This is a genomic window from Streptomyces sp. NPDC001093, from assembly GCF_040298985.1.
Lineage (GTDB): Bacteria > Actinomycetota > Actinomycetes > Streptomycetales > Streptomycetaceae > Streptomyces.
In genome coordinates this window covers 1-21437 of record NZ_JBEPBF010000021.1, presented here as the reverse complement: position 1 = coordinate 21437, position 21437 = coordinate 1, and the positions used below count along the sequence as shown (strand labels likewise).

The window sequence follows — 21437 nt, the reverse complement described above, 5'->3', positions numbered from 1 at the left end:
CGTGAGGGACCCACCGCCCCTTACGCGGTCGGCGCAGTCCAGCGCTGGCCGACACTCCCCGTGCACGTCCCAAGTGTCAACTGGATCTTGCTCGTTGCCCCGTTGCTGGAGTCGGTGAGGCAGAGACCCGAGACCGGATTGACGAGTTCACCCGAGCTGTCGGGCCGCCATTGCTGGGCCTGGGTGCCGTTGCAGGTGTGCAGCTGGATCTTTGCCCCGGAGGTGGTGGCGCCGGCGGTGACGTCCATGCAGTCGTTCAGTACCTGGAGGGTGCCGTCAGGGACAACCTTCCAGGTCTGCGCAGCGCTGCCGTTGCAACCGTAGATCTGCACAGGCGTGCCGTTCGCCGTACCGGAGCCTGCGTCGTCGACGCACTTGCCGGTGAGGGTCTCGGTGAGCGGACCGCTGGGCTGGGCCACTCCCGTGCCCGGGGTGCCGTCGTAGGACGGCGGTGCGGCCGAGGCGTCCGCCGCCCACCAGGTGTCGGCGGTCGAGGAGAGGGTGAAGTCCAGCTCGGTGGACGAGCCGAGGAAGGACGCCGGCACGTAGGCCTTGTTCCAGGTGCCGCCGTTGAGGGTCAGTGCCTGCACGTACGGAGAACCGTCCGCCGCAGAAGGGGCGTTGACGGTCAGCGTGTGCCCGCCTGCGCTGACGACGGCGGAGGTGAACAGGGGGCTGCCTATGGCCAGGTCGGCGGTGCCCGGCGTCTCCGGGTACAGGCCGAGCGCGGACCAGACGTACCAGGCGCTCATCTCGCCGAGGTCGTCGTTGCCGGGCTCCCCGCCGGCGGCGTCGGTCCATAGCTGGTCCTGCACGGCACGCACCGTGGACTGCGTCTTGTACGGCTCGCCGACCCAGTCGTACTCCCACGGCAGCCCGATGCTGGGCTCGTTGCCCATGTTGGACTGGGTGCCGATGACACTGCCCAGACCCTGGTAGCCGCTGAGCACGCCGTCCAGGTACGACGCCAGGGACGAAGTGCCGCCCTCCAGGGACGCCAGCTTGGCGAGGTTGAACGGGATCATCGGCGTGTAGGTGAAGGCGTCGCCCTCGGCGAAGTCGTTGGCTGCCGTGCCGGTGATCAACTTGGCGTTGAAGCCGTCCATCCAGCGGCCGTTGGAGTGCCGGGGCTGGAGGTAGCCGGAGGACGTGTTGAAGACGTTTTCCCAGTCCTGCGCCCGGTCCTGGAACTTCTTCCGGTTCGCGCTGTCGCCGAGTGCGCCCGCGAACCGTGACAGGGCGAAGTCGTCGGTGTCGTACTCCAGTTGGGTGGAGGTGGTGGCGTACTCGTGGCAACAGCCGTACAGCGAGTTGGTGGGCAGATAGCCGAAGGAGTCCAGGTACGTCACGCCGGGGGTGACGTCGGTGTCGGTGGTCTGCTCCTCGATCATGGCGGCGAGAGCCGTGGAGGTGTCGAAGTCGCGTGCGCCGAAGGCGTAGTAGTCGGCCAGCACGGGCACGGCCGGGTCGCCGACCATGATGTGGGTCTCGCCGGTGGCCATGCCCCACTTGGTGAGGGTGCCGCCCTGCCTGTAGTCGTTGACGATCGACTGCGCCATGTCGGAGGCCGCGGACGGGTCGAGCAGCGCCGTGAGCTGTGCCTGGGAGCGGTAGGTGTCCCAGTTGGAGAAGTCGGTGTACTGGGCGCTGTGGCCGCTGGTCACGGTGTGCAGGGCGCCGTCGTAGCCACGGTAGGAGCCGTCGGCATCGCTCACCACGCTGGGGAAGAGGGAGGCGTGGTAGAGGGCGGTGTAGAAGATGCGCTGCTGGTCGCCGGTGCCGCCGCTGACCGTGATCTTCGACAGTGCGTCGCGCCACGCCGTCGTCGCCGCGGAGTTCACGTCGGTGAAGCTCTTGCCGGTGACCTCCGCGTCCCGGTTGGCGGCGGCCTCGGCCGTCGACGTGTAGGAGATGCCCACCCGGGCCTCGACCGTCCGACTGCTGGTGGTGTCGAAGGTGAGGTACTCGCCGCCGCTGTAGCCGCCGGCGGTGAAGGGGTGGTCGAAGGTGATGGCGAAGTAGACGGTGATGGGGTTGGTCGCCTCGCAGAAGCCGGTGCTGGTCACCGAGCCCGTCACCGTGTCGCCGCCGGTCACGTTCAGCGTCGAGGAGGCGTACGGGGTTTGCGTGCCGTTCAGTTTCAGCAGCAGGTCGGCCTGGGTGGAGGCGGGGAACGTGAACTGGCCGATTCCGGCGTGCGTGGTCGTGGTGAGCGACACGTGTGTGCCGTTGCCGAGGGCGACGGAGTAGGAGCCCGCCGTCGCCGTTTCGTCGCTGTGGGAGAACGACTCCGTCGTGGCGCCGGGGTCGGAGCCGATCGAGCCGACCACCGGCAGGATGGGCAGGTCCCCGGCAGCGTCGCAGCCGACGCCGGAGACGTGGGTGAGGCTGAAGCCGGAGACGGCCGAGTCCCCGTAGTTGTACCCGCCGCCCTTGGGGCGCGAGGTGGTGTCCGGGGACCACTGGAGCATGCCGTGCGGGACGTCGGCTCCGGGGAAGGTGTTCCCGGCGCTGAAGTCGTTGTTCGCGCCGGTGCCGATGTAGGGGTTGACCAGCGGCACGGGGTCGGTCACGGCTGTGGCCCGTGCCGCCGGGGCGAGTTGGCCCGGCAGGGCGAAGGCAAGCGCCATCGCCCCGGCCGCCAGCACCCGCGTCAGGGTGCGCGAGCGCAGGGTGTCAGCCACGGCCGAGTACCTCGCCGAGCACGTCGTTCGACGGGATGGTGATCCAGTGGGTGGAGATGTACGCGGCCCCGTCCGCGGCGAGTTCGCCGAGGCGTGCCCGGGCATCGGCCAGGGAGGGGTCGGAGGAGCTGAGGGTGGGCGACACGTCGTAGCCGTGGGTGACGACCGTCAGGTGGTGACTGGTGGCGTACCGCTGCGTGTCGCCGTCGCCCGCCCAGGCGTCGGGTTCGACAACACCCTCGGCATGAACCCGGCCTCGTTCGACGCCTACCTCAAGGCCCACCTCGGCAGCATCCTCCACACCCCCGCCGACCTGCTGAGCAGGAGCGACGGCACCCGCTACCCGGACCTCGGCACCGCTGGCCGCGCGAACAACCGGGCCGGATACACCGCCCTGAGCGGAATGGCGATCGTGGAGATCATCCCCAGCACCTTCGAGCAAGCCGTCGCCCCCGCCTCCACCTGGGTGAACGTCGTCTACGCCTAGCACCTCAAGGACCTCGCCGCCGGGACCATCGACTGGACGGTCTTCTCCGGTGTCCTCGGCGCGCAGGCAGTCGCCCCGCGCACCCGGTAGGGCGACACCACCCCGCACCCCTGGATCGTCGTGTTCGACGCGGACGGTCCAGGTGTCCAGTTCCACCAGGGAGGTGCCGGTGTCCAGGGCATCGGCGAGGTAGATGTACGCCGACTTGTCGTTGTAGGTGTTGTGGATGCCGGTGCCCGAAGCCTCGGCCGGTGTCGCCCCGGAAAGGTCTTCGGAGTGGGCGGCCGGCATCGTTGTCTCGGGGAGCGGCAGAGCCTCGACGGTCGGCCGCACGGCTCGCGGTCTTCGACTGATCATGTACATGTCAATCCCTTTCACAGTGCCCGGCGGTCACGCAGAGCCTAGAGGTGGCGCACGTCCGTTCGCTACGCTTCGGTAACCGCTTTCCCAACATCGTGGAACCGTTGCGGATATGACGCGACAGCGCTACTCCGACAGCGGCCAGGGGGCGGACAGCAGATCGGCGATGCTGCGCCGGTCGCGGCGCGCCGGCGGCCCTTCGGCCGCCCTGCCCAGCGCGATCATGGAGATGATCACCCACCCGGGGCTCGGCTCCAGCTCTTTGGTGAGACCCTCCAGGTCGAAGGCGCGGAACTGATGAGCGGCCAGTCCCATCGCCTGGGCCTGGATGGTCATGTGGGAGATGGCCTGGCCGAGGTCGTAGTCCGCGAACTCGGAGTAGAGCAGTTGCGTCTCGTCGACGTGGCGGCGCGTCAGCGCGACGACGAGCAGGCCCGCGTCCGCCGCCCACCGGGCCGAACTGGGGGCGAGGTGGCGCACCACCCGCTCGTGCTCCGGCTCACCGGGGCGGCTCAGGAAGAAGCCCCAGGGCTGGGAGTTGCCGGCGGACGGCGCCCACCGCGCGGCTTCCAGCAGCAGACTGACCGCGTGGTCGTCCACGGCGGCCGACGGGTCGAACCGAGAGGGGCTGAACCGTCCGGCCAGCAGGGGGTGGATGTCGCCGGGTGGTTCCTGATCACGTCGCATGTCCGGAGGCAACCGGCCGCCGCGCGGCCGTATTCCAGCCGCCGCCGTCACCGGGCCCTCTCACGGGACGTCGGCGACGTCCCTGCGCGCCCAAGCCGTCACCTCCGTAGTCAGACCGCCCCGCTCGCGCTGCTCGGCGTCGTACGCACCGGCGCCGCTCACCCGCCCATCGACGGCCACACCCCTGTTGACCGCGTCACGGCCATCCTGATCGACTCCGCCTCCTGCCGGGATGGTTCCCGGTGACCGTCACTGTTGGGGCGGGTGCACAGGTGCCCTGTGGGACTCCGGGAATGCCGCTGAGCGACCACGCGGCGCGCAGACGTCGTCCGAGTTATCGGGTGGACCCTGTCAGCCCCTGAACTGCGCCGATCACGCTGTCCACCACCTCGGTCACCGGCTTGGATGCATCGATGATCGTCGCGCCACGGCTTTCGTAGATGGCACGCATCCGAGGATTCCACTTCAGGGCCGCTGCGAGCTCTTCGGGATGTTGACCGAATGTGTTCGTGGTGCGGGTCGCGAGCCGGTGGCGGAGGGTGTCCTCGTCGATCACCAGGCACACGACGAGGTCGAAAAGATCGCGTACGTCAGCCTCGTTCTCCGCCGACCCACACAAGAACGCGATTCGGAAACGAGACTCCTCGACGAGGGCCTCAACGCGCTCACGGACGATCGCCCACCCGTAGCGGTCGAGCCAGCCCCCAGGAACCGGATACGGAGGGTCCACCACAACCTCGCCCCCAGCCCGGTCGATCCAGCCACTGAAGCCGTCCTCGTCGGCGTCGAGCGCAACGTAGCCACGCGCTCGCAACACCCCACAGACCGTGGACTTACCAGTCCCTGAATTGCCCGTCACCCACACCAATGCCACGCCGCCAGCGTAGACATGACCACCCGGGATGGTGCTGCGACCGCGCAGGTTCGCTGGGTTGCGGACAGGCTGCGGGTTTGAGAGGGCGGCCGGCGCCAGCGGCTTTTCTCGCTGCGGATAGGGGCCCGTTCCTTGCGTTCGGCGGCCCCGACGTCGGTGACGGGCGTTGGCGTAGCGCCAGCGGAGGCAGGCGGGCGAGCGGACCGCGTAAGGTTTCGCGGCCTATGCAGATGACCAGGCCGTGGACTCGCCGACGCCGACCGGCTTCTTGCCGACCCCCGGCTCCCGGAGGACTGGTCGCTGGCGGTATGCCGCGCGCCGAGCGCGCCGCCGCCTGGGTCGGGCCGGTCCGCTGCACTGCCCAACTGCGCCTGCAGGCGCCCAGGGTCGACGACCACAGGCCATCGGCTGAGGAGCACCTTTGGGTTTTCGATGACTCGATCGTGCCGCAGCTCGGGCGGATCACGCCGCAGGAGAAGCCCGTCGCGGTGTATGTGATGGCCCAGCGCCGGCGCCGTAAAGACCGAGGCCGCCCGATTGGCCCGCCGCGGCTTGCGGGCCGACCGACCCACATAACCAGTGACGACTTCAAGTTCTCTCTCCCCGAGTCAGGTTCTTCACGGGCCTGCAATAGGGGGGCCGACCTCCGGGCGAGGGGACCGTCACCATGGAGCTGCTCGGAGAGCGCCTTCACGGTGACGCAGCCGGTCGCCATGGCCACACCGGGCAGGTGGGCCAGGCGGTGGCGTTCGCGGGCGATCAGCCGTCGGTTCCGTCCGGCGCCGGCCCTCGGCGGTGGGCCGGCGCCGGAGTGGGGCGCGGGTCGGCGCCGATGTGGGTCGGGGCATGGACCTGACCTCCGAAGAGGGCCTGGTAGGGAAGCGTCTCCGCCGGGTGGTCACGGATCAGGCAGCGGGTACGCGGGCTGGTGAGCGTGAGCAGCGGTGAGGCCTTCAGGTGCGGTACGGCGGCCGGGCCGGGCCGATCGGCGCGCGCGATCTCGGCCGCGCTGAAGCGCGCCAGCTGCCCTCGAGTGCGGATCGTGACGGTGACCGGCGCGGCCGTGGGACCGGCGGCCAGCCAGCGCCGTACGGGGTCCCATGGGGGGACGAGACGCGCCAGGGCGAGCGACGGCCGGGAGCGGTTCTCGACGGCGTTCGCGTGCCAGTGCTGGAAGGCGCCCGTACGCAGGTCCACGGCGAGGTGGACGGGGATGCCCTCGTCGTAGAAGCGGGAGCCGTACTCCGCCACCGCGATGTCACGGCCCCGCACGGAGACCACGCGGAAGGAGCCGTCGTCGGGGGCGTGTGCGCGGTGCTCCCGCTCCAGGCCGAGCAGGAAGCGGCGGCCGAGGCGCGGGAGGGGCGCGGCCAGTCTCTCCGCCTCCTCGGCGGTCTCGAGGAACACCTCGAGCCCCGTCTCGCCCCCGCCCGGCCGGACGGTCCTGTCGGGGGCGGGGGCCCTCAGGGCACGGATCGCCTCCCCCTCGCTCACATACACGAAACCGTCGCGGACACCGATGAGGTGCCGCGCCTTCGGACGGGCGGCGTCGGGTGTGCAGTGCCAAAGCTCGGCTCCGTCACTCGCCGCGAACGCCCGCAGATTCGTGTTCCGGGGGCCCAGCAGGTAAAGCACACCGCGGTCGGCCCGCAGGTCGTGTTCCCCGTCGTCGATGTCCCGTCGCCACAGCAGCACGCCGGTGGCGGTCCGGAACGCGGTGAGGCGACCACCCGCCTCGACACACAGCACGCCGTCCGACACCACCGCACTGCGAACGACGAGGGAGAAGGCCACGCCCGGCCGCGCCCGCACGCCACGGCGTCGCCATCGCGGGAAGCCGGTGGCGATGTCGTAGGCCCTGATGCCGTACTCTCCGACCCCGATCACCAGGCCCGCTTCCCGGTCAACGCAGATGTGGACCTGCGTGGAACCCCGCCATTTGCGCGAGCGCCAGCGCACGGAGGCATCGACCACGTCGCGGGCGACGATCCGGCGCCATGAGAGGGAGAACTCCCGGACCGGGCGGGTCCACGAGTCGTCGTAGTACGACACACCGGATCGTCGGTCGCGGACACGGCCGTCGGCGTCGAGTACGGCGATCTCGTTCGACGCCTCCCGCTCCGGCCCGTCGATGCCGACGAGGGTACGAGTCCACTCGCGTGTCACGGTGAACAGGTCCCTGCCACGGGCCGCCGTACCGACGTGGAACACCGCCGACTTCCTGGCGTCCTCAGCCGGACGCCCGGGTCCGATGACGCTTCGTCGGCGCCACAGCTGGGCACCGTCGCCCAGCCGGAAGCCGTACAGATCCCGCTCACGGTCCAGGACCGCGATGACCTCCCTGGTGCCTCCGGGCCCGGCCACCATCCCCGGAACCTCGCGGGCCCACAGGGTGCGGCCGACCACGGGGTCCAGGGCGAGGACACCGGAGTCCGCCGCGCCGTCCGAGCCGTAGCCGACGACCAGGACCTCGCCGCGGAACCGCGCCGACAGGACGCGGTGCCGATGCGGGTCCGGGATCCAGGTCCACGCGATGTACGGCTCGGTCATCGGCGATCCCTCCCCCGGCTGCGCCACGTCGCCCTCCCCTGCCCGGAGCTCAGTATGAGGTGCCCAAACGTTTGGCGCAATCGTTTGGGCATCGCGGCACGACGAGGCCTGCGCCGTGTCCCGGAAGGCCTGCGAACGCCCCGCTAGGCCAGCGGAGGCCCGACCGCAGCCCCGCTGGAGGTTCGCGCCATCAGCTTGGGCGCCAGGACCTCGGACGCAGGGGCCTCGCCGGCGATCCGGCGCAGCAGCAGGCGCACCGCGCGCCTGCCCTGCTCGGTCATGGGAGACCGCACGCTCGTGAGGGCAACGGGCAGCTCGGCCGCGAGCGGGGTGTCGTTGAAACCGGCCAGCGCCAGGTCGGTGCCGAGGATCAGGCCCAGGTCGCGGGCGGCGCCGGCGACGCCGATCGCGGCGAAGTCGTTGACCGCGAACAGGGCGCTGGGCCGGTCGGGACGGTCCAGGAGCTCCAGGGCGGCGCGGCGGCCTCCGGCGATGTCGAAGGAGGAGTTGCGGATGCGCTCGGCGGGAATCGGCAGTCCGGCCTCCCGGTAGCGCTCGGCGAACCCGGCGGTTCGGTCGGCGCCGGTGCTGGCGAACGGCTCGCCCGCCACCACGGCCACATGCCGGTGCCCCAGCGCCAGGAAGTGCTCCGCGACCAGGCGCCCGCCGAGCCTGTCATCGCACGTCACCGACACGCCGCCGATGTCCGAGCGGCGGTTCACGAGGACGAACGGCACCTCACGCAACTCGGGCCGGGTCAGGACCGCGCCGTCGAGATGGGCGTCGCCGATGATCAGCCCGTCCACGCGGCGGGCGAGCACCATGCCGATCCGCTCACGCTGGAGCGCGGGGGCGTCGTGGGTGTTGGTGACGAAGGTCGACAGGCCCCGCGCGGTCGCCTCCGCCTCGATGCCCTCGTAGATGGTGGCCACCACTATCTCCGACAGCTGCGGAAAGAGAACCCCGACCAGGTTGCTGCGCCGGGTGCGCAGGCTCGCGGCGTGCGGATTGGGCCGGTAGCCCAGCTCTTCGGCGAGGCGGCGGATGCGCTGCGCCGTCTCCTGCGACGCCGCCCGCTCCTGCTCGCCCCGCGATCCGTTCAGCACGCGCGAGACGGTCGAGACATTCAGCCCCAGCCGCTCCGCGATTCCCCGCAACGTGACCGGCCCGCCCTCACTCGCCATACCCATCCCCTGCCTCGCCCGACGGACCTATTCTCACCCTCGGCCACACCCGGCGAGAAAGCGAAAGAACCGGCAGGTCAGCGGCCATGTGCCAGCCGTCCCCCAGAATCGCCGCGCACTCCACGTGATGCGTCGCGAACAGCGGGCTATCGCAAGGGGACTGGACGGGCATCGATGTCTCTGCGGTCATGCTTACCTATGCGCCCCGCCAGGCGCCCCAGGCACGCTTCGCCCTGGCCGACCCGCTCACCGACGTCGTCGCCCTCGGCATATACGACGCTGTCACATGCTTGTTCTGCCTCATCACCTGCCCGGATCCCTCTTCGGCGAGGGATCGCAACGCCTCGCAGCCCTCATCGTGTCCGGCGGAACCGTGCTGGTCGCGGTGCCGGAGTCCCAGAGCACCGAGGAATTGCGATTCCTCGACCTGGCCCACCGTCCCCTGCGCGGCTGTGTGCTGCGCCGAATCGACTGGCACGGACGAGCGGACCATCGACTCCGCCGACGACTGGTACGACGTACGACGTACCAGCCGCCGTGTTCCGGCTGGACCCGACTGATAGCAATGGCCTCGTACGGGGCCACCGCGCCAGCCGAACGGCATCTCCGGTGGGAAGTCGTCATCGTCGTCGAACCGTGAGGTAGCCGTGTGCGTCGGCGTCGACGGCGAACATCACTTCACGCAGCAGCATGCGGACTCTCCTTCATCAGAGAGGTAGCGCGCGCTACCCGAACACTGTGGGATGCGGGGCACACTGCTGGCGCGATGGGCTACAGCCGGAGGAGAGTCCTGGTGAGGTCGGAGCAAGGCTGCTGGTCGCGGGGGTTCGGCCGGCTACCGCCTCCGCGGCGGGCTCCGGCGGCCAGGCACAGCGGCCGGCGCGAGTACCTCAGAGGGCGTGGGGGCCATGCAGCCCGCTCTCGCCTCCTTCGTTGAGCCGTTCAACGAGGAGCATCGCCGCATCGTCCGCCAGGTAGCCGTGGGTGTGCCGGATCAGTTCCTGGTGCAACTGCTCCAGGAACTCGGACGGGGTACAGGGGTGCACCGATTCCGCGGTCTTGGGCAGGGGAAAGAAATCACCGTCGGGGCTGCGGGCTTCGATCACGCCGTCGGTGTGCAGCAGGAGACGGTCACCGGGTATGAATGGGTAGCTCTCCGCTTGGGCAGGCGGAACGGCGATGAAATCTTCCAGGCCCAGGGGCGGCAGCGGGGAGGCAGGGAGGAGGGCCTTTACCTTTCCCCGGCGGAGCACCAGCGGGGGCGGGTGGCCCCGATTGACCACCTCGACCACGAAGGCGTCTGATACCTGAGCCACGAGTGCGGTGACGAAATCCTCGGTCAGATTGTCTTCCTCCGCCTGATCAACCGCGCTGAGCGCCACCCGCTCGCGTTCCAGCGCTGCCGCGCAGTGATTCACCACCTCCGCCAGATCCTCGTCGTAATGCGCAGCCTCCCGGAACGCACCCAGCACAGCCGCGGCCAGGCGCACGGCGGGCAGCCCCTTGCCGCGGACGTCTCCCACGATCATCCGGACCCCGTACCGGGTGTGTACTGCCTCGTACAGATCGCCGCCGATCTGCGCGCCCGTCTCTGCCGCGAGGTACTTGCTGGCCATCTGGACGGGACCGAGTCGGGGTGGCACAGGCCGCAGCAGAACCCGTTGCGCCGCAGCGGCGACCCGGCGGACCTGGTTGAGCTCGCTCTGCCTGCGCGTGTGCATTGCCTTACTCATGGTGACGCTTGCTGCCGTCACGACGAGGAGGGAGACGAGGTTGCTGTAGACCTGGCCTCCCCAGCTGTGGTGCAGGGTGGCCGTCATGACGGTGACGGTGAAGGCTCCGGCCGCTGCTGAAAGGGTGCCTTTGGGGCCCATCGTCAGCGCGGCCAATGCCGGCATGGCGGCGAGGAGAGGACCGGTGATCACCGCGTGTGCAGGGGAAAGCTCGATCCCCAGCGCGAGCAGTATGATCACGAATGGCACACACTGCGCGACTCTGCAGAGGATCGGGCTATGACCGCCCGCCGCAGATGGACTGGACGGGCGGATGAGCGACCGCATGACTACAGCCTGCCTCCCCGATGTTGGGTGTTCCACCCGGCGCTGTTGTAAACGCTCGGGAACGCCGTGCGGCCGCTGGCCGGCCAAGTGGTCGGCTCGAGTCCATTTCCCGGGCGGGCGATCCGCGGTGTGATGCCGTGGCCGTCCGGATACCCGTCGTACGGAGCCAGGTGCTGGTGCACCTCACGAGTGAGAGCGTCCGCCAGTCGGGCGTGAGCTGGGGTTATGGGATGCGGGGGCCGGCGGGTCGGGTGTCCCAGCGGCGGGTGTACCAGGCCCGCCGGATGAGGCTACGCACGGTGATGATTGCTGTGGCAAGGGCGAGGTAGAACTCGGCGCGGATCCGGCTGCGTTCGGTGTTGCGCCGGAGTCTGCCGAAGCTGTTCAACCACGAGTTCGTGTGCTCCACAACCCAGCGGCCGTCGGCCCGGATCGGGGTCCTGGTGCCACGCTCGGTGATCTCGGCAGTGATGCCGCGCTCGGCCGGCTCCGTGTAGACGGGCTGGCAGTCATAGCCGGCGTCCAGGCGTGGCCGGGGTCCGACCGGCGGGTGTTGATGCGATGCGGGCGGGTGAGGGAGAAGCCGGAGACGTGGGCGCCGTGGCACCTGAATTCAGCGAGGCTCCGAGGCCGTAGCCCCCGGCGACCAGCGCGAGGCCGACGCCGGCGAGAACGGCCTTGGAGGCCGGTTTGCGGCGACCGCTGGGGCGGGAGTGCGTGCTGCGCGGGATTTACCGGCGTGCAGTGCCGGAGACGATGGAGTTGCCAGGGCGGGCATGAGGGTGGTGCCGTCGTGCTCGGCCGGTCGAGGTGTGACGTGCTGCGCGGCCACCCAAGCGGCTGCCTGCTCGGCAGTGGGCCGGTGGGCCGGGTCCTTCACGAGCATGCGCAGCACGTAGTCGGAGAGCGGCTACGGTACGCCGGGGCGCAGGCGGTCGGCCGGTGCCCGGTGTGGCACTGACGTACTGCTGGACCACGGCCGGTGACATGGCTCTGCTGAACGGAGGCCGCCCGGTGAGCAGTTCGTACAGGACGCACCCGAGGGAGTAGACGTCGGACGCGGGCTGCGCGGGACGGCCCAGCGCGCGTTCCGGAGCCAGGTGGTCGGCGGTGCCGATGATCTTGCCTTTGGCGGTCAGGGCGCCAGCGACCTCCTCGGGGAAGCGTGCGATGCCGAAGTCGGTGATCTTCACCGCGCGGTCGGCGGCCAGCATCACGTTGGTGGGTTCGCCGTCCCGCTGGGCCACTTCCTCCTGGTGTGCCGCGCAGAGGCCGGCGGCCGCCCGGGCCGTGATGGCGGCCGCCTCGGCCGGGGGCAGGGCGCCGCGCAGGGAGCGTTCCTGAGCCAGGTTCCAGCCGTCGACGAGTTCCATGACCAGGTGGGGCTGGTCATGGTGCGCGCCGAAGTCGTACATGCTGACGACGTCAACTCCTACAACTTGTAGCGGTCCGCAAGCAGACCCTGCACGGAAGCCTTCGTGGGGGAATGCGCATGGGGCAGGCAGACGACGGGGGATTCACCTGCCTGCCCCTCATTGCGCGACCACCCGCTCGGAATAGGGGGCGAGCGGATGTCACGAGGCCCCTGGGTCCCTGAGCCCACTCCTACAACGCACCGGAGTGCCGGGCCGTCACATCCCTGTGACGCCCAACGCCACACGACTCTGCGAGCTGGGAGAGCCGGGACAGGCCGGGCACGGGGAGGGCATGAGGCAGTAGCGCGGGCGAGTGCCGGATTACCGATGAGGCCGTCGCCTTCGGCAGGATGGGCGCATGACCGAGATCCGCACACCCCGCCTCCTCCTCCGTAGCTGGCACGACGACGACCTCGCACCGATGGCGGACATCAACGCGGACCCCCGGGTCATGCGCTGGATCGGCGACGGCTCGGTACGCGACCTGGACCACACGGCCGAGGACATCGAGCGGTGGGAGGAGGAGTGGGACGAGGAGGGCTTCGGACTCTTCGCCGTCGAGTTGCTGGCCTCGGGCGAACTGATCGGCTTCACGGGACTGTCCGTGCCCGAGTTCATGCCGGAGGTGATGCCGGCCGTGGCGATCAGCTGGCGGATCGGCTCACAGTTCTGGGGCCAGGGATACGCGTCCGAAGCCGCCCACGCCACGCTTGAGTTCGCTCTCCAGGACCGCGGCCTGGACCGCGTCATCAGCATCAATCGGGTGGGTGACAACGCCTCTGAGAACGTCATCCGCAAGCTCGGCATGGTGCCCGAGCGAGAGACGGTACACCCGGTGTACGGCTACCCGCTGCGCGTTCACGCCATCGATCTCACCGAGTTCCAGGCATGAACCGGCCGAGCCGTCGATCACCACAAGACAGCCGACCACTGTCCCGACGTTCCCGATCGCATTGGTCACGACGGCACGGACACCAGGCGACGAATGCTGTCCCTTCAGCCCCGGGCCGAGGCAGGCCGCCAGTGCGCGCGTAGTCCCTCAGCTGCCGCGCGGGCCTGGGCCCCGCCCGCCTGGTAGGCCGCCTTCCACGCTTCAGGGTCGCTCTGCTCGGTGTCCAGGAGGCGCACCGCGGCCGGATCGGGAGCCAGGATGTGAGCGCCGTCGACTGTGGGGTGGGGGTGGCGGTGGGCGAGCGGGTCGACCACCACCACCGTGCGGGCGTCGCCCGCCAGGTCGGTGTTGGTGCCGGCTCGCAGGGCGCCGTCCAGGTAGCGGCGGCCGCCGATGGCGACTGGCGGCTCGATCCCGGGGAAGGCGCTGGACGCGGCGACCGCGCGTACCAGTGGGACGCCCGCGGCGGCGTCCCACACGATCGGCTCACCGGTCTCGGCGTCAACGGCCGGGATCAGCAGAGGGCGCCGCGGCCAGCTGTCGGCAGCGATCAGCGCGGCGCGCTGGGCGATCAGCTGGTTCTCCGCCTCCGCGTCGACTGTCTCCAGGGCGATGCGACCCACCCGGCGACGAGCATCGGCAGGGTCCAGGCCCGGGGCGCCGAGGACGGCGAACACCGCACCCGTCACAGCCGGATCGGGGCGGCGCGGCGCGGACGAAACGTCAGCGGGGCGCCGGACGGAAGCGGTGGCGAGGCGGGCGGGGTCCTGCCCGGTGGCGAGGACTGCGCCGACGATCGCTCCGGCGGAGGTGCCCACGATGAGATCGGCCTCACCCAGGTCCACCCCGAAGCTGCGCAGGCCTGCTGCCAGTCCGGCCGTCCATGCGATGCCAAGACGCCCGCCGGGCCCCAGGACCAGTGCCCGGTCGAGCTCGTGTACGCCGTCGGTCTCCACGGCTCTCCTTCTGTTAGTGAAACACCCGTGTCATATACTTGCACGGCACTATCGCACGAGAGGACGGTGCACACCGTGGGACGACCTGCCGATCCCGTCCGGCGTGACCGCGTTCTGGCACAGGCCACCGACCATGTCCTCGCGGAGGGGCTGGCGGGGTTGAGTCTTCGTCCGCTGGCCGTGGCACTGGGTACCAGCCCGCGGATGCTGCTCTACGACTTCGGCAGCAAGCAGGAACTGGTGGCCGCGGTTCTCGCCGAGGCGCGCCGACGCGGCGCTGAGCGCCTCGCGCACGGCCTGCCGCCGAGCGGCGCCACCGTCCAGGAGCGGCTGCGCGGGATCTGGACGTGGCTGAGTGCGCCCGAACGCGCCCCGTTCGTCCGGCTGTTCTTCGAAGTCCACGCCGACCTGCTGGCTCACCCAGAGCACTACCCGGACCAGGCGGGGGCCGTCACCGACTGGTTCGGCCCACTGCGCACCGTCTTCGCCGACATCGCCACCGGGAACGACGACACCGCCACCCCTACCCTCGTCATGGCCGTCATACGAGGATTGCTGTTCGACCTCACCACCACCGGCGAACGCGAGCGTACCGATCTCGCCCTGGAGCAGTTCGCCGCCCTCCTGCAGGCGCCCACACCCTGACCTCTCGGCGCGCACCCCCGGGGAGCCGCTGCTGCGCTGAACTGCCCCTCGGGTGCCCGGTAGTTCGCGGCTGCCGGGCGACCATCGCAGTATCCATCGACGGTCTCGATGAATTTCGTCAGCGTGTCGACTCTGGCTTGCAGGCGCTCACCGGTGCTCGGCAAGCACAGCACCGGCGCCGTGTTCGCCAACCGCGCATCGCATCGACGGGAACCTGGAGAAACCTGGAGACGGCGCGACGTGGCATACAGACGCGCCTCGTCAAACTGGCCGGACCGGCACCGTCGGTATCCGGTGTCGGGGTCGACGTAGGCGGGTTTCAGCAGCCCTGCGTCGTCGTTGTGCCGCAAGGCGGTGATCGACAGACCGGTGACCAGTGAAAAGCTCCCGATGCTCAGCACGGACCATGCATGCGAGGGTGACCGTGCCGTGGAAGACGTAGGCGTCGCGACGATCCACGGCTCCCGCAGCAGGAAGTCATCCCGCGCCACCACGGCCGTCCGCCACGCTTACCGCCTCGGAGTCCTCGGCCAGTTCACCGTCATCACGGACATCGGCTACAGAAGGGACGGCATGCCCGCACAGGGCAGCCCTCCAAGGCCCGCTTTCCCCACGTTTCACCATGCGGACGCGGATACTCCGGTGGCGCGGTGGCGCACATCCCCGATTCGGATCCGCCTGTGCCCGCCTCGTTCCCTGGTCCGTCGCCGAAGTGTTCATCAGATCGGGCCCAGGCCGTCCCAGAACGCGTCGAACCATTCCTGGGTGTCGCGAACGAGCATGCTGTCCCGTTCACTGTGGCGGCCGTCGAAGGGGAAGAGCAGGTGCTGGCTTCCCGATGTGTCCCGCAACGGTACCTCGTTGCCATAGATCTCCTCGGTCCGCTCCGTCATCTTGTAGTGCGCGAACAGAACTTCTGTCCTGTTGAGCAGATAGAGCTGCTGGTAGGGCGAGTTGTTCGCGACGCGGAACCTCACCTCGGCGTTGATTCCGTGCCGAATCCGCAAGCGGTCGAATTGGAGCCTGAGCACCTCGATCTGTGCGTCGAATAACCGCTCGGAGCGCTCATGGACAGCCGCGTCGACGGCCGCGTCCCTGCCCCAGCCCTGCAAGGGGGCGGGGTAGAGAAGTCTGTGTTCCCTGGCCGGCAGGATGATGCGTGCCGTGACCGAATCGGGTTCGGCTCGACGCAATACCACGAGACGCAGCGGAGCGTCCATGAAGACCATCAGCGACTCGGCAGTGAGACATACGGCGTCGATCTGCACGTGGGGCGCCAGGAACGCCGCCTCCAGCCGATGTGCCAGGCGCACGGCTGGGCTGCGGCACCTCGTCGGCGACGGGCGGTTCGGCGAGGCGGGCGACGCCGCCTTTTCCGGTTCTGCCCAGCAGTCCCTCGTCCTGCAGCGCCTGCAGGGCCTGGCGGACGGCACGGCGCGACACACCGAGTTCCTCGGCCAGTTTCTCCTGGGACGGCAGTCTGCCGGTCGTGGTGAACTCGCCGTGCCGGATCCGCTTCCGCAGGATGTCGGTGGCCTCTTGAGGCGAGATTCCTCTGCTGTCGTTCACGACCACCAATCTAGATTCGGGCCTGGCCGCCGCTCTTCGTCTTCGCCGGCTACCGGCTGCCGGCTGCCGCCGTTCGTAGGCACGTTGCTCGTCCGGGGTTGTGAGCATGGTGCTGATCCGCGCCCATGTCATCGGTCCGGCGGCGCATCGCGCGCGGGACCTGCCGCCCGGCGAGGGCAACCAGCGTGCCGAAGCCCTCGAACGCCTGCGTTCGCTCGCCAGGAACGTCATGGGGTCGGAGATGTCCATGGCCATGGACCGCCCGGTGGATGCCGAACTCCACGCCTGGACCCACCGGGGCGAGGGCTGACGCCCCTGGCCCCTGGCCCCTGGCCCTGAGGTGGCTCAACCCGCTTGTGCCACAGCGTAGTCCGCGTCCGAGGAAGCCGCGTCGTCAGGCGTCGCTCCCTGCCGCGAGGCCGTACTGCGCCAGAGCCGGCGGCAGGCCGAGACCATCGCCACGAGCAGCAGCCCGTCGCGGATCAGCAGTACGACTATGCCCGGCAGATTGCTCCGCACGACCGGGCCGAAGCCGACGGGGAATTCGAGCACCGTGAAGAAGCACGCGGCCAGGATGAGCAGCACAGGGCGGCGCTGGACGGTGGAGCGGCTGGTCAGACAGAGCGCGCCGAGCCCGAGCAGCCAGATCAGGTACTGCGGGCTGATCACCCGGCTGGTGGTGACGAAGACCAGCACCGCGGCGAACGCCGCGTCGTAGAGCACGACGTCGCTGAAAGTGCGGGCGCGTACCCGCCACCAGACCAGCCAGCAGAAGGCCAGCACCGCGCAGGCCAGTGCGATCCGGGCCGCGGTGGGCACATACGGGCCGAGGAACTCGAACGACCCATAGTGCAGCCGGGAGGTGCCGTGCCACAGGCCGAGCCAGCGCAGGACATGAAACGGCAGGGCGCCCAGCGACTCGATCTCGACACCGCGCTGACGCTGCTCGGTGAGGAACGCGAACGGTCCCCGGGTGGACGCCACGAACACGGCGCTGACACCGACGGTGGTGACCAGCGCCGCCCCCCAGGAGCGGCGGGTCGCGCGGCCCGGCCGCACACCGGCGAGCACGAGTACCGGCCACACCTTGACCAGCGCGCCGATCCCGGCCAGCGCGCCCGCCACCCGAGGGTGCCGGGCCGCGGCGAGCAGGGCGGCGACCGCGAGGGCGGTGACCATCACGTCGTAGCGGGCCAGCGCCAGCGGGCCGAGCACGGCGACCCCGGCGACCCACAGCCAGGCGCCGGCCAGGTCCCGGCCGTGGGCCCGCCCTGCCCGCAGCAGCATCGCCAGGACCGTCGCGTCGGCAGCGCAGGCGAGCAGGTAGAAGGCGTGCGAGTACGTCAGGAACGGCAGCAGTGCCGGGGCGAGGAAGGCCGCCGCCGCAGCGGGCGGGTACTGCCAGGTGACGTCGCCGACCGGAAAACTGCCGGTCAGCAGCCGTTCGTACCAGCCGTGGTAAATCACGACCACGTCGGGGCGGACGTCGTCACCGGGGAAGCGCAGGGCGCCGAAGAGCGTCAGCAGCAGTACCGCTCGCGTCACCGCCCAGGCCACCACCGGCATCCATGTCCTTGAGCGACCCGCGCTCACCGTTCCCCGCCACCACACCGTCACGTTTCAGGGCCTCTCCGTCACCCGCCTTACACCCGCCACACTTCCGGTGTCGGCCCGCATGAAGGTGACAACACGATGAACATAGTGCGTCATCTTGTCGCACCACCCTGTGAATGACTGCCAGCGGGCGACCACGCTGCCACCCGTCACAGCGCGGCGCGGTTGCCGGTGTCGACTGGAACCGATTGACGGCCCCGACGATCAGCACCCGTCCGGAGGACGTCGCCGCCTACAGTGCTGCACGGGATCGGCTCCCCGGCCTGGCGCTTCCGCCTCGGGCGATTCCGTCCAGGACACAAGTCCGTGAACGGACCCGTGTGCCGTTCACCCGGGACGCCTGGCAGAGGGCCCCTGTACTCCGTGCAGGAGCCTCTCAATGCCTCTATCAAGCCTCTGTGGCGGGTACGGCCGTCCCTCAAACGATTGACGTAAAGCGTGCACGGGCCAGGCAGGTGGAAAGTCTCTTGCCCGTCCATACGTCCAGCGTTTTCTCCCCACCAAGAGGGAATCACCGTGATGTCTGTCCGCCGCATCATGACCGTTGCAGCAGTGAGCGCACTGCTTTCCCTCGGAGTGATCGTCCCCGCCACAGCCGCCCAGGCACAGGGCACCGACGACATCACCGACGGTCTTCTCGAAAAACCCGTCAGCACTCTTGTGGGCTCCCCCCTTGGTCTCCCTCTCGGCATCTGAAACCGTCGGTCGGCACGGGCCTGTAGCGCCCGTCGACTCCCGATATCCACGGCGACTGCGGCGCGCGCGGGCACATCACCTACGGGACGAAGGGACACCCCATGACCCGGCGACTGTGAAGGGTCGGCACGAACTCTGGCCAACGACGGATACACCACCCTGAACACCGAGCCCGGCACCGACACCTACGTCGTGCGGGGCGATCCCGTCACCGACCCCGCCGAGCCGTCGCACTCGACCTCACGGACGGCGGAGCCGACGTGACCGTGCCTCGCGAGCCGCTTGCGAACTTCGGCCCGAAGGAGCCCGTGCACGTGCCGCAGCCGATCAGCTTCGCCGAGTACGGCAGCATGTTCACCGCGCTCCAGCATGCGACCTCCGCTACGCCAGGCCCGCAAGGCTGCCTCGCACCACGCTGGGCCATTCGACCGGGATCAGCGGGTAACTTCCCATTGTGACCACGGACTTCCAGCAAGCCCGCGAGGCGCTCGGCCGTCGGCTCCATGAGCTGCGCGGCCAGCGCACGCAACGGGATCTGGCGGCCCTGCTGGGGTGGCCACAGGCCAAGGTGTCCAAACGGGAGACTGGTCGGCAGTCCGCGACGCCGGAAGACGTCACCCGCATAGGCGTCTGCCATAGAACGCCCTGAGACGCATCACCCCACCCCTGAGGCGAGTATTCCAGAATCAGGCCCCCGCTGGCTTTCGATCGTCCCTCACGTGCTGGTCATAACCCATCCGATGCGCTTCGCCGCACTGTACGAGGCCGGTGACGCCGGGCTCGCCGAGTGCGGTGAGCACCAGGCCCTCGTCCGCCCGGCATGGGACGAGGAACGCCTCGTCCGCATCGTCTCCGGCGCTCACTGGCTCGTCACCGAGTCCAGCCTCGCCCGGGTGTACGGCCTTGGCGACCGGCATGGTACATGGATGGGAGACTGCCCGGGTGAGGGCGGGGCTTCTCCGGCTGCCCTCCCCCGGCCACAGCTGCCGTGTCATACATCGATCTGCTCGAAAATGTGCGGGTACGACACGATGTCGTCGGGGAACTCGGCCGCCATGCGCTGGAACTCCGGGCTGCCGAAAGCCGTGGCGAGCGCCTCGGTCGACTCCCAGACCGCGACGTTCATCATGAGTTGACTGTCCGCCGTTCCCTTGTGCATCTGGAGGGAGACGAATCCCGGCTGAGCCTTCATGAACTCCGCCTGCCTTCGAAAGAGGCCCAGGAATGCTTCAGTCCTCTCCTTCGGGACGAAGAAGGTGTTGGCCAGGACGATGGGTCCGGTCTTCTCCTTGAACTGCGCGAACATCGGCGTATTCGGGTCCAGGCTCTGCAGCTTGGCCATCTTCGGTACTTCCTCTCGCTGTCGGTTGTCCCACGGCACCGAGGCCGGACACCGCCGTACTGGATCCGGTGACGCTCACGACGCTCGCTTGTCCGTAGGGGTACTGCCTTCCGGGGACCGCTCCATCGTCCCGGCGTAAGCAGGCCGTGAAGTCAGCCGCAGTTCCCGTTCCGATGGGCGACTTCGGTCGGACCGCGCGAAGCCGCGTCAGACCTGGGGATGACACCGGCCCCTGAGGGGCGCGGGCTCACGGCCGACAAGGGCGGAGCGGTGAGATTCCGTCAATCAGCAGGAGCGCAGCCGTAGATCGCCGGGCCCGTACCCCAGGCTGGCACCAGCCCTGGAAGCTGCGAGGCTCATTGATCACGACCAGATACGCGCCCCTAGGTCGTGTTGCAGATGTCGATCAAGGCCCTGAAACGATCACGGGGTGGCTAGGGGCGATCTGACGGACAAACAAGGGTGGTGGCTGGCACCGCTGTTGCCGCCGATACCGAAGATAGGCCAGCCGACACGCGACCGTCGGCAGGTCTTCGACAGGATCTGGTGGCGGGCGCGGACCCGGCACGCCCTGGCGGGACGTGCTCCAGCGTTACGGTCCCTGGGAGACCACGCACACCCTCTTCCGGCGCTGGCAGATCGACGGCACGTGGGCGACGGTGCTGCAGAGGCTGCAGGTCGCAGCGGATGCGGCCGGGCACAGAGTGGGAGGTGTCGGTCGACTCGACCGTCTGCCGGGCCCAGCAGCACGCGACCGAGGCCCGCAAGAAGGGGGCTCACAGTCCGGACCGGGCGTCCGCCAACGGCGTGGCGCCCGAGCCGGACGACCACGCGCTGGGCCCCTCGCGCGGTGGCCTGACCACCGAGCTGCACCTCGCCGTCGACGCGTCCTTCCACATCCTGGCGGCCGTAGTCACCGCCGGACAGCGAGTCGACGCTCCGGTGTTCACCGAAGTCATAGACCGCATCCCTGTCCCGCGTGCCGGCGACGGGCATCCACACACCCCAGCCGGGCCACGTACTGGCCGACCGGGCCGATCCTCCCGGGCCATCCGCGAATACCTGCGACGACGGCAGATCCCGCACACCATCCCGGAGAAGCGCGACCGGGCCGGACACCGTCTGCGGCGCGGTACGGCCGGCGGACGGCCGCCCGGCTTCGACCGCGTTGTGTACAAGGGCAGGCACAAGATCGAGTGCCGGATCGGGCTGCTGAAACAGACCCGCGGCGTCGCGACCCGGTACGACAAGCTCGCCGTCCGCTACGAAGCCACCGTCCAACTCACCCTGATACGTCAAGGACCATGAGCACATCTCAAACACGCCTTAGCTTGAGCTTTAACCTCCGACGTCGAATGGTGCGTCGAACTTGATCACTCGGTCTGGTATCCGCCGTACGTGAAGGCGGCCTTCGCCTGAACA

At 69.4% G+C, this 21437-nt stretch carries 18 protein-coding genes and 3 pseudogenes; 8 read left to right on the top strand and 13 right to left on the bottom strand.

The window, feature by feature from the left end:
* Positions 1–20: 20 nt before the first annotated feature.
* Positions 21–2684, bottom strand: coding sequence for a lectin (locus ABT288_RS13445; protein WP_351606259.1), 2664 nt, complete (start codon positions 2682–2684; stop codon positions 21–23).
* The gene (locus tag ABT288_RS13440; protein ID WP_351606257.1) at positions 2677–2829 is read right to left on the bottom strand and encodes a hypothetical protein; all 153 of its coding nucleotides are present in this window, start codon (positions 2827–2829) and stop codon (positions 2677–2679) included. The genes ABT288_RS13445 and ABT288_RS13440 overlap by 8 nt, the downstream gene beginning before the upstream one ends.
* Positions 2830–2859: 30 nt before the next feature.
* Here ABT288_RS13440 and ABT288_RS13435 point away from each other — a divergent pair, with 30 nt between their 5' ends.
* Positions 2860–3171 carry a hypothetical protein gene (locus ABT288_RS13435; protein ID WP_351606255.1) on the top strand — a complete coding sequence of 104 codons (312 nt, stop codon included), beginning with the start codon at positions 2860–2862 and terminating at the stop codon, positions 3169–3171.
* Positions 3172–3657: 486 nt separating this feature from the next.
* Here the strand turns inward: ABT288_RS13435 and ABT288_RS13430 are convergent, their stop codons facing one another.
* The 4 genes from ABT288_RS13430 to ABT288_RS13415 all read right to left on the bottom strand — a co-directional run bounded on the left by ABT288_RS13430 (position 3658) and on the right by ABT288_RS13415 (position 8826).
* Positions 3658–4218: a nitroreductase family protein gene (locus ABT288_RS13430; RefSeq protein ID WP_351606253.1), complete on the bottom strand. Its 561-nt coding sequence runs from the start codon at positions 4216–4218 to the stop codon at positions 3658–3660.
* Positions 4219–4552: 334 nt separating this feature from the next.
* Positions 4553–5092 carry an AAA family ATPase gene (locus ABT288_RS13425; RefSeq protein ID WP_351606251.1) on the bottom strand — a complete coding sequence of 180 codons (540 nt, stop codon included), beginning with the start codon at positions 5090–5092 and terminating at the stop codon, positions 4553–4555.
* Between the two features lie 759 nt (positions 5093–5851).
* Positions 5852–7642, bottom strand: coding sequence for an outer membrane protein assembly factor BamB family protein (locus ABT288_RS13420; RefSeq protein ID WP_351606248.1), 1791 nt, complete (start codon positions 7640–7642; stop codon positions 5852–5854).
* Positions 7643–7785: 143 nt separating this feature from the next.
* Positions 7786–8826: a LacI family DNA-binding transcriptional regulator gene (locus ABT288_RS13415; RefSeq protein ID WP_351606245.1), complete on the bottom strand. Its 1041-nt coding sequence runs from the start codon at positions 8824–8826 to the stop codon at positions 7786–7788.
* A 286-nt stretch (positions 8827–9112) separates the two neighbouring features.
* On the opposite strand from ABT288_RS13415, the gene ABT288_RS13410 reads away from it, so the two are divergent.
* Positions 9113–9466 carry a hypothetical protein gene (locus ABT288_RS13410; protein WP_351606243.1) on the top strand — a complete coding sequence of 118 codons (354 nt, stop codon included), beginning with the start codon at positions 9113–9115 and terminating at the stop codon, positions 9464–9466.
* A gap of 250 nt (positions 9467–9716) precedes the next feature.
* Here ABT288_RS13410 and ABT288_RS13405 read toward each other — a convergent pair whose 3' ends face one another.
* Both ABT288_RS13405 and ABT288_RS13395 read right to left on the bottom strand, forming a co-directional pair.
* Positions 9717–10799, bottom strand: coding sequence for a PP2C family protein-serine/threonine phosphatase (locus tag ABT288_RS13405; protein WP_351606241.1), 1083 nt, complete (start codon positions 10797–10799; stop codon positions 9717–9719).
* 818 nt (positions 10800–11617) lie between these two features.
* On the bottom strand, positions 11618–12301 hold the full coding sequence (locus tag ABT288_RS13395; RefSeq protein ID WP_351606239.1) for a protein kinase domain-containing protein: 684 nt from the start codon (positions 12299–12301) through the stop codon (positions 11618–11620).
* 358 nt (positions 12302–12659) lie between these two features.
* Between ABT288_RS13395 and ABT288_RS13390 the strand changes: the two genes are divergently transcribed.
* Entirely contained in the window at positions 12660–13193 is a 534-nt protein-coding gene (locus tag ABT288_RS13390) for a GNAT family N-acetyltransferase (protein WP_351606236.1), read from the top strand.
* A gap of 104 nt (positions 13194–13297) precedes the next feature.
* Here ABT288_RS13390 and ABT288_RS13385 read toward each other — a convergent pair whose 3' ends face one another.
* Complete coding sequence (locus tag ABT288_RS13385) at positions 13298–14149, bottom strand: patatin-like phospholipase family protein (protein WP_351606234.1); 852 nt, start codon at positions 14147–14149, stop codon at positions 13298–13300.
* A 75-nt stretch (positions 14150–14224) separates the two neighbouring features.
* Between ABT288_RS13385 and ABT288_RS13380 the strand changes: the two genes are divergently transcribed.
* A complete protein-coding gene (locus ABT288_RS13380) occupies positions 14225–14794 on the top strand; it encodes a TetR/AcrR family transcriptional regulator (RefSeq protein WP_351606232.1) in 570 nt (189 codons plus the stop codon).
* Positions 14795–15513: 719 nt separating this feature from the next.
* Here ABT288_RS13380 and ABT288_RS13375 read toward each other — a convergent pair.
* Positions 15514–16107, bottom strand: a complete 594-nt coding sequence (locus tag ABT288_RS13375) for a hypothetical protein (protein ID WP_351606440.1) — start codon at positions 16105–16107, stop codon at positions 15514–15516.
* A gap of 61 nt (positions 16108–16168) precedes the next feature.
* Positions 16169–16471, bottom strand: a pseudogene (locus ABT288_RS13370) (GntR family transcriptional regulator); the annotation flags it as partial.
* On the opposite strand from ABT288_RS13370, the gene ABT288_RS13365 reads away from it, so the two are divergent.
* On the top strand, positions 16470–16673 hold the full coding sequence (locus ABT288_RS13365) for a hypothetical protein (RefSeq protein WP_351606230.1): 204 nt from the start codon (positions 16470–16472) through the stop codon (positions 16671–16673). The pseudogene ABT288_RS13370 and the gene ABT288_RS13365 sit on opposite strands and share 2 nt — an antisense overlap.
* 35 nt (positions 16674–16708) lie before the next feature.
* Here the strand turns inward: ABT288_RS13365 and ABT288_RS13360 are convergent, their stop codons facing one another.
* Complete coding sequence (locus ABT288_RS13360) at positions 16709–17929, bottom strand: glycosyltransferase 87 family protein (protein WP_351606228.1); 1221 nt, start codon at positions 17927–17929, stop codon at positions 16709–16711.
* A 600-nt stretch (positions 17930–18529) separates the two neighbouring features.
* On the opposite strand from ABT288_RS13360, the gene ABT288_RS13355 reads away from it, so the two are divergent.
* On the top strand, positions 18530–18673 hold the full coding sequence (locus tag ABT288_RS13355; RefSeq protein WP_351606226.1) for a hypothetical protein: 144 nt from the start codon (positions 18530–18532) through the stop codon (positions 18671–18673).
* Positions 18674–19127: 454 nt separating this feature from the next.
* A pseudogene (locus ABT288_RS13350) lies at positions 19128–19289 on the top strand (helix-turn-helix domain-containing protein); the annotation flags it as partial.
* Positions 19290–19664: 375 nt separating this feature from the next.
* Here the strand turns inward: ABT288_RS13350 and ABT288_RS13345 are convergent.
* Positions 19665–20015, bottom strand: coding sequence for an antibiotic biosynthesis monooxygenase family protein (locus ABT288_RS13345; RefSeq protein WP_351606224.1), 351 nt, complete (start codon positions 20013–20015; stop codon positions 19665–19667).
* A 430-nt stretch (positions 20016–20445) separates the two neighbouring features.
* Between ABT288_RS13345 and ABT288_RS13340 the strand changes: the two are divergent.
* Positions 20446–21323 (top strand): annotated as a pseudogene (locus ABT288_RS13340) (IS5 family transposase).
* The last annotated feature ends 114 nt before the right edge of the window (positions 21324–21437 follow it).